Below are 13,273 nucleotides of genomic sequence, written 5' to 3'. Positions count from 1 at the left end.
TCTCCATGAGCTTGACGTTCGAAGTCTGCGTGGATTCGGCGGAAGCGGCCCTTGCGGCGCAAGCGGGCGGCGCCGCGCGCGTGGAATTGTGCAGCGACCTGCTCGAGGGCGGACTGACGCCGAGCCACGGCACGCTGCAGGTGGCACGGGACCGCCTCCACATCGCGATCATGGCCATGGTGCGGCCCCGCGGCGGCGACTTCTGCTACTCGGATACCGAGTTCACCGTGATGCGGCACGATCTGACGGCGGCGAAGGCTCTGGGCGCCAACGGGATTGTGTTCGGGATCCTCGCCCCTGACGGGACCGTCGATCGTCCGCGCACCGCTGAACTCGTCGCGCTGGCGCACCCGCTGCCGGTCACCTTCCACCGCGCGTTCGATGTCACGCGACATCCGTTCGAAGCACTCGAGACGCTCATCGAGCTTGGGGTGGCCCGCATTCTCACGTCCGGCCAGGAGCCGACCGTGCTCGAGGGCCTCGACCTGCTCACCCGGCTCGTGCAGCAGGCGGATGGGCGCGTCATCATCATGCCGGGCGGCGGCATCACCGAACGGACCGTGGCGCGCATCGCCGCCGCCAGCGGTGCGCGCGAACTGCACTTTGCGAGCCTCGAGTCGTCCGAGGGCCGAATGCAATACCGCAACTCGCGCGTCTTCATGGGCGGCACGCTGCGCCCGCCGGAATACTCGCGGGACGTGACGCGCCCCGAATCGGTTGCCGCCATCATCGCTGCCGCGGGGCACCTCACGTCGTCCGCCGCGCGTTGACCGCTCGTTCGATCCGCGTGAGCGCCTCGGCCAGCGTCGCGCGCGGGCAACCGAGATTGATCCGCTCGAAGCCCTGACACTCCTCGCCGAACCACGGGCCGCTGTCGAAGTACACGCCGGCCTCGCGCAGGAAGAACTCGTCGAGCGCCGCCTGCGCCATCCCCAGGCCGCGACCATCGATCAGCGCGAGATACGTCCCCTCCGGCCGGACGAAGCGGAGTTGCGGAATCCGGTCGTGAATGAAGCGATCGGCGAACGCCACGTTCGTCTCGAGATAGCGCAGCAACTCATCGAGCCACTCGGCGCCGCCGCGGTACGCCGCCTCGAGCCCGACGGTGCCGAACAGGTTCGGAATCCCGAGGCCGGAGGCCGCGAACGCCGCCTCGTACCGTGCGTGCAGCTCAGGATTGCTCGCCACGACGATGGACATCGAGAGCCCGGCTACGTTGAATGTCTTGCTCGGCGCGACGCAGGTCACCGTGCGGGCCGCGAGGTTCGGTGCGATGGACGCGAACGGCACGTGGCGACGGCCGTCGAACACGAGGTCCATGTGGATCTCGTCGGATAGCACGAGCAGGTTGTGCCGCTCGCACACCTCGCCGAGGCGTGTGAGCTCCGCCCGCGTCCACACCCGGCCCACCGGGTTGTGCGGGCTGCAGAGGATCAGCATCCGGGTCCCGGAATCGATCCGGCTCTCGAGATCGTCGAAATCCATCCGATAGGCGCCGTTCTCGTCCACGACGAGCGGATTTCTCACGAGACGACGCCCGTTGCGCGTCACCGCGCTGAAGAACGGGTAGTACACGGGCGATTGGACGATGATGGCGTCGCCTGGCTCCGTGAGCGCGTTTATGCACAAGCTCAGGGCCGGGACGACGCCCGGCGCCCGCAACAGCCAGCCGCGCTCGACATCCCAGCCGTGGCGGGTGCGGAGCCATTCGATGACCGCCTGCCAGAAGGACTCCGGAACAGAGACGTATCCGTAGGCGCCATGTGCGGCCCGGGCCTTCACGGCCTCGACCACCGCCGGCGGCGCGGCAAAATCCATATCGGCCACCCACATCGGAATCACATCGTCGAGTCCGAATTCGGTGGCGCAGTGGTCCCACTTGAGCGAGTGCGTGCGCCGGCGATCGAGCACGGCATCGAAGTCGAACAGCATGGCCCTATCGTACCTCGATCGCTCTCAACCGCGGAGCGCGCCGAGGCCGCAGAGGCCCCGCGGCGCTCAGCCAGCCAGTTGGATCAGCGACGGGTCGTAGGCGTCGGGCTTGCGGTAGCCGAGCAGCGTCAAAAGGGTCGCGGCCACGTTGCTGAGACCCGGGGAGCCGACCCGTGTCAATTCCAGGCGGTTCGCGCCCGAAAAGTCCTTGACGACCAACGGCACCGGGTTGAGGGTGTGCGCGACCATCGGCTCGCGCCGTCCCTTCTTCTCGGTGAACATGCAGTCCGCGTTGCCGTGGTCGGCCGTGACCACCAGGATGCCGCCGGCGGCCTTGATGGCCGGCAGCAGGCGCTGCAGGCCGAGGTCCACCGTTTCCACCGCGATGCGGATGGCCGGCACGATACCCGTGTGCCCCACCATGTCGCCGTTCGGATAGTTCAGCCTGATGAACTTGTGGCGCCCGGACGTCACGGCGTCGATCGTCGCATCGGTAATCTCCGCCGACTTCATCCACGGCCGCTGGTCGAATCTCACACGGTCCGACGCAATTTCGACGTACCTCTCGAGGCGCTCATCGATGTAGCCCGAGTTGTTGCCGTTCCAGAAGTACGTCACGTGGCCGAACTTCTGCGTCTCCGAGATCGCATACGACGTGACCCCGGCGGCGCACAGGTACTGCGACACCGTGCCGTCGATCGCCGGCGGCTCCACGAGGAACTGCTTCGGGATCTGCGCGTCGCCGTCGTACTGCATGATGCCGGCATAGAACACCTTCGGCGCGCGCACGCGGTCGAACTCAACGAAGTCGGCCTCTTCGAAGGCCCGCGAGATCTCGATCGCCCGATCGCCGCGGAAATTGAAGCAAACGACGGCGTCGCCATCGTTGATGGTGCCGATCGGCTTCCCGTTCTCCGCGATCACGAAGCTGTCGAGGTACTGGTCAGTGCTCGTCGGATCTTCCCGGTAGTAGGTCTCCACCGCCTCGGTGGCCGACGGAAACTGCCGGCCGATCCCGAGCACGTGCGCCTTCCACCCACGCTCGACGACGCTCCAATTCGCGCCGTACCGATCCATCGTCGTGACCATGCGCCCGCCACCCGACGCAACCCGGTAGTCGCGACCGCCCGCCGCGTTCAGCGTGGCGAGATGCGCCTCCAGCGCGCCGAGATACGTCAAGGCGCTGCGCTCACCAACGTCGCGCCCGTCGAGGAGAGGGTGGATGCGGACGCGAGTCACCCCGTCCTGCGCACACCGATCGAGAAGCGCGAAGAGGTGGCCGATGTGGCTGTGGACGTTGCCGTCCGAGAGCAGCCCGATGAAGTGCACGGTTCCGCCCGACGTCCCGCGCTCGACGACCGACCGCCATGCCGCGCCACCAAAGATCGCGCCGGTCGCAATGGCGTCGTTGACGAGCCGCGCACCCTGGGCGAACACCCGCCCCGCGCCAAGCGCGTTGTGACCGACCTCGGAATTCCCCATGTCCTCGTCGGACGGCAGGCCGACGGCCGTCCCGTGCGCCTTGAGTGTCACGAACAGCGGCTCCCGGAGCAGTTCATCGAGCGTCGGCGTGTTCGCAAGGAAGACGCCGTCCGAGTCGTCGCGCCTGCCGAGGCCGACGCCGTCCATGATGACAAGGACGACTGGACCGGAGAAGGCATGGTAGCCGGGCAGAGGTTCGAGTCGCAGGTCCATCCTCCCAGCATATCCCAGCTGCGGCATCGGAACGATCTTCGACGACACTGTTCCCGTCACCTCGACCGCGAGCGTCCGGCCGCCGGCCTGTCGGCCGTATTGGCGGGTCGAGCGCTGCCGGCCGCCCGACCACAAAGGGGCTATATTCGGTGTCTGCCATCTCACCATGTCACACTCGCCAAGGCACGGCCAATCCGGGGAATAGGGGGCAGAGAAGGCACCGGGAGAACTGGAGGACTATGCAGGCGACCCTGACAGCGACGTGGCAGCCCGTCCTGGCGCATAATGAGGCCGCGGTTGGACCGACGGCTGGGCGCCGACCGCGAGCGGAGGGCGCCGTGAGCGTGCGGGATGCGGCCGACGAGGTACTGCGATCGTCGATGCTCGGCTATCAGGCGGGCGACCGCGAGGCATTCGAGCGGCTCCACACCGAGCTGGCGCCGATCCTGCGACGGTACCTGCTTCGGCTCGCCCGCGACACCAGCCGCGTGGACGATCTCATCCAGGAGACGTTCCTCCAGATCCACCGCGCGCGGCAATCGTACGACCCCGCGTTTCCAGTCCGCCCCTGGGCGTGCGCGATCGCCCGCCACGTCTTCCTGATGGACTGCCGCTACCGCCAGCGGCGCGGCGATCTCTCCCACCGGGAACCACTCGACGATGCGACCGACCATCACGCGTCGGCTCAGGAAGAAGCGCTGATCGCCCGGTCACAGGTCCGCCACGCACTCTCTCAGCTCTCCAGCAGCACGCGGCAGAGCGTGCTGATGCACCACCTGCACGGCCTGACGTTCCAGGAGATCTCCCGCCGGCTCCGCATCCGGGGTCCGGCGCTCCGAGCCCGGGCCAGCCGCGGCATGGCGCGTCTCCGCCAAGTGCTCGAAGACGACGAGAGCCACCATGAACACGAATGAGCGCGGCTCGATCGAACAGTTGATCCTCGCCGATCTCAGGCCGGTTCGTCGTCTGGCCAGGCCGTGGCAGCGAGCCCTCGCGGTCTCGGGGCTTGCCGCGCTGGTCGCGTGGGTCGTGTATCGCCAGTTCGGTGTTCGGCCGGATGCCAAAACGCTCGGCGATGCCGTGCTGTGGGGCCTTTCCGCGCTCCAGGTCCTCTATGGCGTACTGCTGATCGTGTCGGCCCTGCGTGAGGCCGTGCCCGGGCGGATGCTCGAGCACCGGATGGCCGCCGTCCTGCTGCTGGTTGGCCTCGGCGTCGTTCTGACCGTGACGTCGGTCACGTGGAATACCCACGTGAGCCACGTCCCGATCGGCAAGGAAGCCCTCTACTGGGGCCACTGCTTCAGCACACCGATTCTCATCGGCCTGCCGTCGCTGCTCGTCACGATCGTCCTCGCCTTCCGCGCCTACCCCACGCGCCCCGCCCTCACTGGCACCCTGGCCGGTCTCGGCGCGGGTCTGCTTTCCGACGCCAGCTGGCGCACCTACTGCGAGATCACCGACCCGTTCCACGTCCTGTCATCGCACGTGGCCGCGATCGTGGTCCTGACCGTGAGTGGCATGGTCGCCGGCCTGGTGATATCGAGGGCCAGCACGAAGACGGGACAGGAGTGGTAGGCCCCCATCACGGTCGGTGCCCCTACTTCCCCGTCACCGTGATGAGCGACGCCCCGTCGCGGTTGGCTTCGACTTTTCGGAGCGTGCCGGCCAGCGGCAGGCGCGTCTCGGTCGTACGGTCGCTGATGCGGACGACCAGGTCGGTCGTCGGTCGGTCGGCGTAGTCGAGCGACACCGTCACTGGAACATCGAACAACTCGCCCACCTGGTCGAACCGCACCACGACCTCGGGTCCGCGTGACGTCTCTTCAACGTGCGAGCTGAAGATGACCGTGGGCAGGCTCGACCCGTAGATCCACCGCTCGAAGAACCGGGACAGATCGCGCCCGGACTCCTGCTCCATGGCGTGCCGCAGATCGTCGGATCCCGCCTTGTGGAACCGCCACTCGGCGTAGAAGCGACGCAGGCCGTCGAAGAACGCCTTGTCGCCGATGAACCGACGGAGCATGTGGAGCACCGCCGCGCTCTTGTTGTAGACGACGGCACGGAAGACCCGCGAGTCTCCCTTGATGTGGCCCACACGATAGCCGAGATAGATCGGACCCTGGTCCGACTTCTCCATGCCCCACTGCCGGAATCGCCGGATGATGCTGTCGAACACGTCGCGACCGCGCGCCTGCCCCGCATAGAGCGCCGCAAAGTACTGCGCGATCCCCTCGCTCAGCCACTGCTCGTGGTAGTTCTTGCCGCCGATCGCCTGCCCCCACCACTGATGCGCCAACTCGTGTGCAACGAAGAACTCCGGGTAGTTGTCGAAACACGCCGGGTCGTTTCGCCACGATACCGTCGTGGTGCCGGGGAGGGGCTGATTCAGCACCGCCATGTAGGCCGGGCTATGGCCGCCGGGCAGCCTCCACTCGACCGCCGCGACCGTTGCTCCCGGATACGGTGAATCGCCCATGAGGGTCGAATAGTACTGGAGGATTTCCCCTGCCTTGTCGGCCAGGGAACGCACCTGCGACTGCAATCTGGGGTTCGTCTTCACGTCGAGGTTGACGCTCGCGTATCGCACGCCTGCCGGATGCGCCGCCGGCTCCGTTCCATCTCGGACGCCGACCCGCAGCACACGGGACGCGACCTGGACGAGCGGCGTGATCAGACACGCGAAGTACCGCGCCGGCTGGGGCGCCACGAACGTGAACTGCCGTCCCGGCTGAGCAGACCTGCCAGTCGCGGCCGCTGCCACCGCCTCCACCAGTTCCCCGCTCGCCACGCACGAGAAGTTCTGCGGCACTCTCACCCGCAGCGTGGCCGTCGCATAGCCGCCAGACGTCCCCTGCGGGTACCAGTAGGTCTGGTTGCTGTAGAGATAGCTCTCCTCGAATCGTACGTCGGGATTCTCTTCGCCGCGCACCTGGCCGACCGTCTCTCGGTCCACGGCCTGCGGGGTAATCGCGCCCGAATACGACACGTCGAGCGTGATGCTCGATCCCTCGGCAACTGGCGCCGGCAGCGTCACCACGATGCTGTTCTGATTCCTCACGCGAACCGCCAGCAGCCGTCCGTACTCGCGGGAGATGACCGACTCGACGTCGAGCGAGTCGGCCAGCTTGAGCGACAGCGTGCTGACCGACGGCGCCAGTACCTTGAGCTTCAGGCGTGTTCGACCGTCCAGCCAGCGCCGGGCCGGGTCGAACGCGGCGTCGATGTCGTACGACGCCACCGCGTAGTCCGCCCGGTCCTCGTCGCTGAAGAACCGACCGCGACGCGCCAACTGGTCCGTCGAGGCGTAGACCGCGATATTGCGACGCGTCGTGCGGTCGAAGAGCGAGATGTCCTCGGCCTCGCTCATGGCCTTGGTGTACGTCAACTCGCCGAAACGCTTCGTCCGAATCTCGGCAAGCAGGTCGCCTGGCATCGGCAGCAGCGACCAGACGTCCCGGCTCAGATCACCGAGGTCGAGTCCGTAGGACTTCCCCACGTCCTCTCGGAAGATCTCGTTGGCGCGCGTCCACTCGTGTTGGTCAACGGGACGCCCTACCATCGTCCCGGTCACGCGGCGGGTGAATTCCTGGGGCGAGACGCGCAGGAACACGGCATCGATCGGCGTCTCGAGCACGTCGGTCCCCGCAAACAACCTGAGTTGACCGCGCTCGGACGCCGGCTCGGGCGCAAACCGCATCTGGCCCCGGCCCAGCACGACCACCCCTGTCACACCGCCGCCGGCTTCCGCCACGAACAGGCTCGCGTCGGTGAACGCCAACCGCACGTCGTCTACCGCGACGACGACATCGCGTCCGGTGAACTGTCGGCGGGGATTCAGCCCGAGACGATGCAGCGTCGGCAGGCCGCCAATCACTTTCTGGTAGACAATGCCCCACTCGCCGACGTCATCGTCTGAAGCGCGGCGGCCGATACGCTTCACATCGAGGCACCAGGTCGAAAGCTGGGCCTGTGGCCCCCGCTCGACGAGCACCTCCACCATCAACTGGTAGCCGTCCCCGGGGAGCGTCCCCTCGAGATCCGACCGGGTGCGCTCGCGCACCACGACGCGCGAGGCGCCCGGATCGACAACGGCGCTTGCGAAGGCCTCAGCCGCCTTGGCGTCCGCCACTGAGGACAGCAGGCTGCGATACGCACCAGGATTCCCGGAGCCGAGCACCTGCTCCAGGCGGGACAACAACGCGGCCACACCGTCCTGTGAAGGGGGAACAGCCGCCTGTGCACCGGCAGGCCCGAATGTCGCGAGACAGCAGGCAAGGATGAAGACTTCGCGCCACACGTCACACCTCATTCAGGCGTTTGCCGGCGCGAAGTCAAAGGTTACGGAGAGAAGGTGCCGTGACCGGAAGACCTGTCTCGGGTGTCAGGTGTGTGGGTCGGCCGGCGGCTCAGGGCCTGCCCCTGGACCCGCCTCGGGGCCGGGCGCGTCGGTGGTCGTCACCCGCTGCACCTCTATCGCGCAGTTCGTGAGCAGCGCGGCGAGCGCGCCGACGGCGGCCAGGATGGGCGCGGCGACCGTTCCGACCACGCCGATCGTCAACGGAAACTCGGCGACCGACCGATTGCCCTGCCGGATGACGATCCGCCGGACATTCCCCTCATGGATGAGCGTCTTCACCCGCTCGAGCAGGTCGCCGCCCTCAACCTTGATCGTCTCCCACCACGTTCGTTCCTCGGCCATTTCTCCCTCCATCTGCCGCGTCTCGATCGGCGTGTGCGGTCCAGGGACCGCTGTGCCCTCGACTGATCGTCCATCTTCACTCTGAATGGACGAGAGAACGGGGCGAAGAGTTCTGCGCACCAGCCACGACGGGCCGCGTCGAAATCTGCACGGAGAGTCTGGACGCGATGACCGCTCGCGGCGAAGGTGATGGTCGAGCGAGAAGGTGTCGAACAATCGGCGTCAAGACGGGAGAATACCGTCGATGCCGGCCGCTCAGAAGCTGCGGCAAGACGCGCATTGCCGCGCCTTGCCGCCTCGGTAGCCGGGGTGCAACTCAGAACGTGAACGCGGGGCCGACCACGAACCGGTAGAAGTTCCAATTGTCCATCCAGCCCCAACCGTTGTCGCTCGAGTTGGCGCCCACGCCGAGGTTGTAGCGGAAGTCCGCCCGGATGCCAACACGCTTGACGGGGTAGTACTGAAGGCCGCCGCCGACATTGACGATCCCCCGGTTGTCCGTGTTCTTGCCAAGGTTGGAGAATCCCTCGATGGTCGATCGCATCAACCCGCCACCGACCAGGACGTACGGCCTGATCCGCTGCGACCCGATGTCAATCGACGGGTTGATGACGAAGCTGCCGGTGATGGTCATCAGGTTGTTCGAGCCGAGCGTGCCCCGCTGATTGGTGAAGATGTAGGGACTGCCCACCGGTCCGAAGAAGTCCTTGTGGTACGCGAAGTCGAGCTCTCCCGACAGCATGCCCTTGCCCCAGAACCCGAGCGCGACGCCGAACACCTTCGGATTTCCCTGATCCAGGCCACCGAGCGGGGTCGCCGCCTTGAACAGCGTGCCGCCCGTGTCGAGCCCGATATAGGGCGAGATGTAGTCACGCAGCGAGTCCTTGTCGTTCTTGAACGATTGGGCCTGGGCCTGTTGGGCGTTGGTCTGCGCCCAGCTGGCGGGAACCGCCAGTGCCAGACAGAAGGTCGCCAGACCGAGAACCAGACACGTGCGCATAGTCAGCCTCCGGGGATTGAACGGTTTGAGATGCCTCGGCGAAACACGCGAACGAACGCCGATCAGTTCTTCTTTCGGCATCTCGCCTGCCGATCGGTAGGGTCTCGCTGGGGATTCTCGAGCACCGCCCGATAGGCGTCGAGCGTCGCGTCTGCGGCTCGGTCCCATGTGAAGCGGGCGAGGATCCGGTCCTTCAGTCCCGACCGAGGGGCCGCCTGGTAGGCCTCGAGCGTTGCCTGGCGAATCGACTCCACGCTGTCCGGTGAACAGTACCAAGCGTAGTCCTCGAAGTACTCGCGCGTGTAGCCGCGGTCGGTCGTCACCACATTGCAGCCGGCCAAGCCCGCCTCGAGGCTAGCCAGCCCGGTCGTCTCGCTCCAGCCCGGGAGGACGTGCACTCGGGCGTCGGCGTAGGCGTATGCCAACTGCTCCTGCGGCATGAAGTCCAGCACCCGCATCTGCGGCTGCACGCGAACGAATTCCACGAAGGCCCTGTAGTAACTCAGGTGGTTTTCGCTCTTCCTCCCGACGAAGACCACGGGAATATCCGGTCGTGCCGCCATCGCACGGGCCAGTGCCAACTGGTTCTTCACGCTGTAGAAGTTCGCAACGCACAGCACATAATTCCGTATCCCGAACTCCCGTTCGAACCGGCCGCGGGGCACGTCGGCAAACGACGGATCCACCCCATTCGGGACAATCCGGGAGGGCCGCTGCACGCCGAAGACACGCGCGACGGTCTCCGACTCCATCTGCGAATTCGGCAGCAGCATGTCGGCCGCGCGGAGCGCCCCCACCACCTGTCTTCGGTAGCCGACGGCCATCTGGTGGACGAGCGCCCGCCGCTGATGGCCGTGCGGCCGCAGCAGGCGAACCAGGCACTTGGCTCGCTCTTTGGTCTGCTCGCTCGCGTGTTCGAAGAAATGGCGGGACAGGCCGTATCGGCCCTTCCTGTCCCACTCGGCGAGGTTCGGCGTGAAGACGGTGGATAGCACCACCGGCTTCCCCTGCCGCCTGGCATTTCGAATCTGGAAGTACGACGGGTGGACCGTATTGATGTTGAAGACGTGAACGAGGTCGATGTCAGTGAGGTCCGGCTCGAGCGTCAGATCGATGGTGCCCTCGACCCCCCGGGCGGCGAGGTGCTCCATCGTCTTCTGCATCTGGACGGTGTCCCCGCCGGTGATTGCGAACGAGTCGGGCCGGTTTTGAAAGAGCACTCTCATGGTCGACAGCGGGGGCGCCTGGTCCGGCGGTGTCGCCGGTTCTCGGTCTGCGGCATCGGGCCGGACTCGTTTCGAAGCATCGATGGGCCAACTCTGTGCCGGGGGCGGGGATCGAACCCGCACGGAGCGTGAACTCCCCGGGATTTTAAGTCCCGTGCGTCTGCCAGTTTCGCCACCCCGGCCCGTCCGGGAACACGATAGCAGGAACCCCGCAGGGCGTCACGCCGCATCGCACGACCTCACCCCGGCACTGTGTCAGCGCCTCGCACCGCCGAGCACGCGCGCAGGCAGCAGCAGGATCGCGCGCAGCAGCTCGAACACGCCCTCGAACGCGATGCCCACCAGACGGAACGGCAACAGGAGGAGCCACACGATCGGATAGAGCAGTAACGCAATCAGCGCCACCGGCCAGCAGAGCACAAGCAGGATCAGCCACAGCAGGAGTCTCATCGATCCTCCGTTCTACCCTAACCAGACGAACCGCGGACCGCTGCGGTTCCCCAGAGGCCGCCGTTCCCCGAAGACAATCTCTTACCCCAATTGCCGTGCCAACTCCTCCGGCTCCGTCGTCGGCGTCTGGCACGCGAAGTTCTGACAGACGTAGGCAGTGGGACGACCGTTGCGCATGGCGTGTCCCGCGAGCGCCGGCGCCACCCGAGCGAGTTCGTCCCGTCCGCTCTCGCCGACCGGAGCGACCACGGCAAATGGGAGGAATGCCCGGTTGACGACAGCGAGCAGACCGCGTGTGGCTGCATCGGACTGGCGGCCAACGACCACGACCTCTGACACACCCGCGTGCCACGCAGACAGCGCCGCCAGCATCATCGGCACGGACCGCGACGCAAAGCGAAGTCGCGACGCGAACAGGCGGAACGTTCGATCGATCGCACCAGCCGCGTCGAGGGCGTCTGGGGCGAGGTGTGAAAGGACGGTGAGGTTCTGCACGCTCACTGAGCTTGCCGAGGGCTCTGCCCCGTCGTAAGCCTCCTTCTGCCTGATGTGCACCGAGGCGTCGCGCCCCGTCGTCCCGAACCAGCCGCCGAACTCGGCGTCCCCGAACCCTTCGTCCTGGCGCCGCTGCAGCCGCACGGCCCAATCGAGCCATGCCGGATCACCGTCAGCCTGGAAGAGTTCCAGCAGACCGAGCACCAGGCAGGCGTAGTCTTCGGCATAGGCATCGATGGCCGCCTCGCCGTCGCGATAACGGCGCAGGAGGCGGCCGGTCGATGGCTCCCACATCCTCTCGCGGATGAACGATGCGGCACGCTGGGCGCTCAGCAGATAAGTGGTCCACGGTGATCCTGGCTCTGCGGTCTCCATCTGCCCGGCGTGTTCGACACGCTTCGAGGCGAAGGCCTCGGTCACCCGGGCGCCTCGTGCGAAGGCGGCGATCATCAGGCCGTTCCACGCCGTCAGCACCTTGTCGTCGAGCTGTGGCCGGGGTCGCGCGCTGCGGACGGCCAGCAGCGTCCGACGGAACCGTTCGATGGCCTCCCGCACCTCGACAACCGATCGGTTGAACTCGGCAGCGAGTGCCTCGACGGGCCGTGCCTGGTACAGGATGTTGCGGCCTGTGAATTCACCCTGGGGATCGTTCAGCGCGTTGCCGTCGGAACCGACGCCATATGCCGCGCGGAACAGCGGCGCGTCGCGACCCAGTCGCTGGTCGATCTCGTCGGCCGACCACAGGTAGAACGCGCCCTCAGCCTTGTGCCCGGCGGCTTGGTCGGGCGGCACGCTGTCCGCGTCCTCCGCGGAGTAGAACCCACCCGCGCTGTCGGTGAGGTCGCGCTGCACGTACCGCAGCGTGTCCTCGGCCACGTGGAGGAACGTGCGATCGCCGCTCGCCTGCGCCGCCTCCAGATACACGAGCACCAGTTGGGCCTGGTCGTACAGCATCTTCTCGAAGTGCGGCACCCGCCACTGTCCGTCAACGGAATACCGGTGGAAGCCGCCGCCCACCTGATCGCGCATCCCACCGGCCGCCATCGCCGTGAGGGTGTGCGTCACCGCATCGAGCGCCGCGCGGTTGCGCGTCCGCTTGAACTCGCGGAGCAGAAACAGCGACTCGGCCGGCCGCGGGAACTTCGGCGGGCTTCCGAAGCCACCGAACCGGTGGTCGTAGCTGTCGAGAAGCTCCTGGGCGGCGTCTGCCAACGTCTCCACTCCCGGGACGTGGTCCTCGCCGCGGATCGTGGCTGCTTGCAACAGGTGGGCGACGTTGCCAGCGGCCGCTTGCAGCACCCGGTCGCGGTCGTCGTGCCAGAGCCGGTCGAGTTCGAGCAGGATGTCGATGAACCCGGGACGGCCCCACCGTGACGTCGGCGGGAAATAGGTGCCGCCGTAGAACGGTTGCAGGTCCGGCGTCAGCCAGACGCTCATCGGCCAGCCACCACCGCCGGTGGTTGCCTGCACGAAGGCCATGTACATCCGGTCCACGTCCGGACGCTCCTCGCGATCGACCTTGATCGCCACGAACCTGCCGTTCAGCACCTCGGCGACGCGGTCGCTCTCGAACGACTCGTGTGCCATCACGTGGCACCAGTGACAGGTCGAGTAGCCGACCGACAGGAAGATCGGCCGGTCCTCCCGACGCGCCGCCTCGAACGCCTCATCGCCCCAGGAATACCAGTGCACGGGATTGTCCGCGTGCTGGAGGAGATACGGACTCTTCTCGCTCGCCAGTCTGTTCATGCGTGGGAACCCACCCACGTCCATCGT

At 66.8% G+C, this 13,273-nt stretch carries 11 protein-coding genes and 1 tRNA gene; 3 read left to right on the top strand and 9 right to left on the bottom strand.

Features of this window, described 5'->3' with window-relative positions; translation table 11 throughout:
• Positions 1-5: 5 nt before the first annotated feature.
• The gene (locus VGK32_09255; protein ID HEY3381941.1) at positions 6-770 is read left to right on the top strand and encodes a copper homeostasis protein CutC; all 765 of its coding nucleotides are present in this window, start codon (positions 6-8) and stop codon (positions 768-770) included.
• Here VGK32_09255 and VGK32_09250 read toward each other — a convergent pair.
• Both VGK32_09250 and gpmI read right to left on the bottom strand, forming a co-directional pair.
• Positions 748-1,932 carry a PatB family C-S lyase gene (locus VGK32_09250; protein ID HEY3381940.1) on the bottom strand — a complete coding sequence of 395 codons (1,185 nt, stop codon included), beginning with the start codon at positions 1,930-1,932 and terminating at the stop codon, positions 748-750. The genes VGK32_09255 and VGK32_09250 overlap by 23 nt on opposite strands.
• Positions 1,933-1,998: 66 nt before the next feature.
• Entirely contained in the window at positions 1,999-3,627 is a 1,629-nt protein-coding gene (gpmI, locus tag VGK32_09245) for a 2,3-bisphosphoglycerate-independent phosphoglycerate mutase (GenBank protein ID HEY3381939.1), read from the bottom strand.
• Positions 3,628-3,965: 338 nt separating this feature from the next.
• Here gpmI and VGK32_09240 point away from each other — a divergent pair, with 338 nt between their 5' ends.
• The gene (locus tag VGK32_09240; GenBank protein ID HEY3381938.1) at positions 3,966-4,541 is read left to right on the top strand and encodes an RNA polymerase sigma factor; all 576 of its coding nucleotides are present in this window, start codon (positions 3,966-3,968) and stop codon (positions 4,539-4,541) included.
• A complete protein-coding gene (locus VGK32_09235; GenBank protein ID HEY3381937.1) occupies positions 4,528-5,202 on the top strand; it encodes an NrsF family protein in 675 nt (224 codons plus the stop codon). The genes VGK32_09240 and VGK32_09235 overlap by 14 nt, the downstream gene beginning before the upstream one ends.
• A gap of 22 nt (positions 5,203-5,224) precedes the next feature.
• On the opposite strand, the gene VGK32_09230 is transcribed toward VGK32_09235, so the two are convergent.
• The 7 genes from VGK32_09230 to VGK32_09200 form a co-directional block, all read right to left on the bottom strand.
• Positions 5,225-7,924 carry a M1 family aminopeptidase gene (locus tag VGK32_09230; protein HEY3381936.1) on the bottom strand — a complete coding sequence of 900 codons (2,700 nt, stop codon included), beginning with the start codon at positions 7,922-7,924 and terminating at the stop codon, positions 5,225-5,227.
• A gap of 84 nt (positions 7,925-8,008) precedes the next feature.
• On the bottom strand, positions 8,009-8,326 hold the full coding sequence (locus VGK32_09225) for a DUF4342 domain-containing protein (protein HEY3381935.1): 318 nt from the start codon (positions 8,324-8,326) through the stop codon (positions 8,009-8,011).
• Positions 8,327-8,642: 316 nt separating this feature from the next.
• Positions 8,643-9,326 (bottom strand): hypothetical protein, encoded by a 684-nt coding sequence (locus VGK32_09220; protein HEY3381934.1) that lies wholly within the window; start codon positions 9,324-9,326, stop codon positions 8,643-8,645.
• A 62-nt stretch (positions 9,327-9,388) separates the two neighbouring features.
• Complete coding sequence (locus tag VGK32_09215) at positions 9,389-10,552, bottom strand: glycosyltransferase family 4 protein (protein ID HEY3381933.1); 1,164 nt, start codon at positions 10,550-10,552, stop codon at positions 9,389-9,391.
• Between the two features lie 96 nt (positions 10,553-10,648).
• Positions 10,649-10,734, bottom strand: a tRNA-Leu gene (locus tag VGK32_09210).
• Between the two features lie 73 nt (positions 10,735-10,807).
• On the bottom strand, positions 10,808-11,002 hold the full coding sequence (locus tag VGK32_09205; protein HEY3381932.1) for a hypothetical protein: 195 nt from the start codon (positions 11,000-11,002) through the stop codon (positions 10,808-10,810).
• Positions 11,003-11,083: 81 nt separating this feature from the next.
• The gene (locus VGK32_09200) at positions 11,084-13,246 is read right to left on the bottom strand and encodes a thioredoxin domain-containing protein (protein HEY3381931.1); all 2,163 of its coding nucleotides are present in this window, start codon (positions 13,244-13,246) and stop codon (positions 11,084-11,086) included.
• Positions 13,247-13,273 lie beyond the last annotated feature (27 nt).

The sequence above is a fragment of the Vicinamibacterales bacterium genome (assembly GCA_036504215.1).
Lineage (GTDB): Bacteria > Acidobacteriota > Vicinamibacteria > Vicinamibacterales > Fen-181 > FEN-299.
This window is presented reverse-complemented; position numbering and strand designations above follow the sequence as displayed.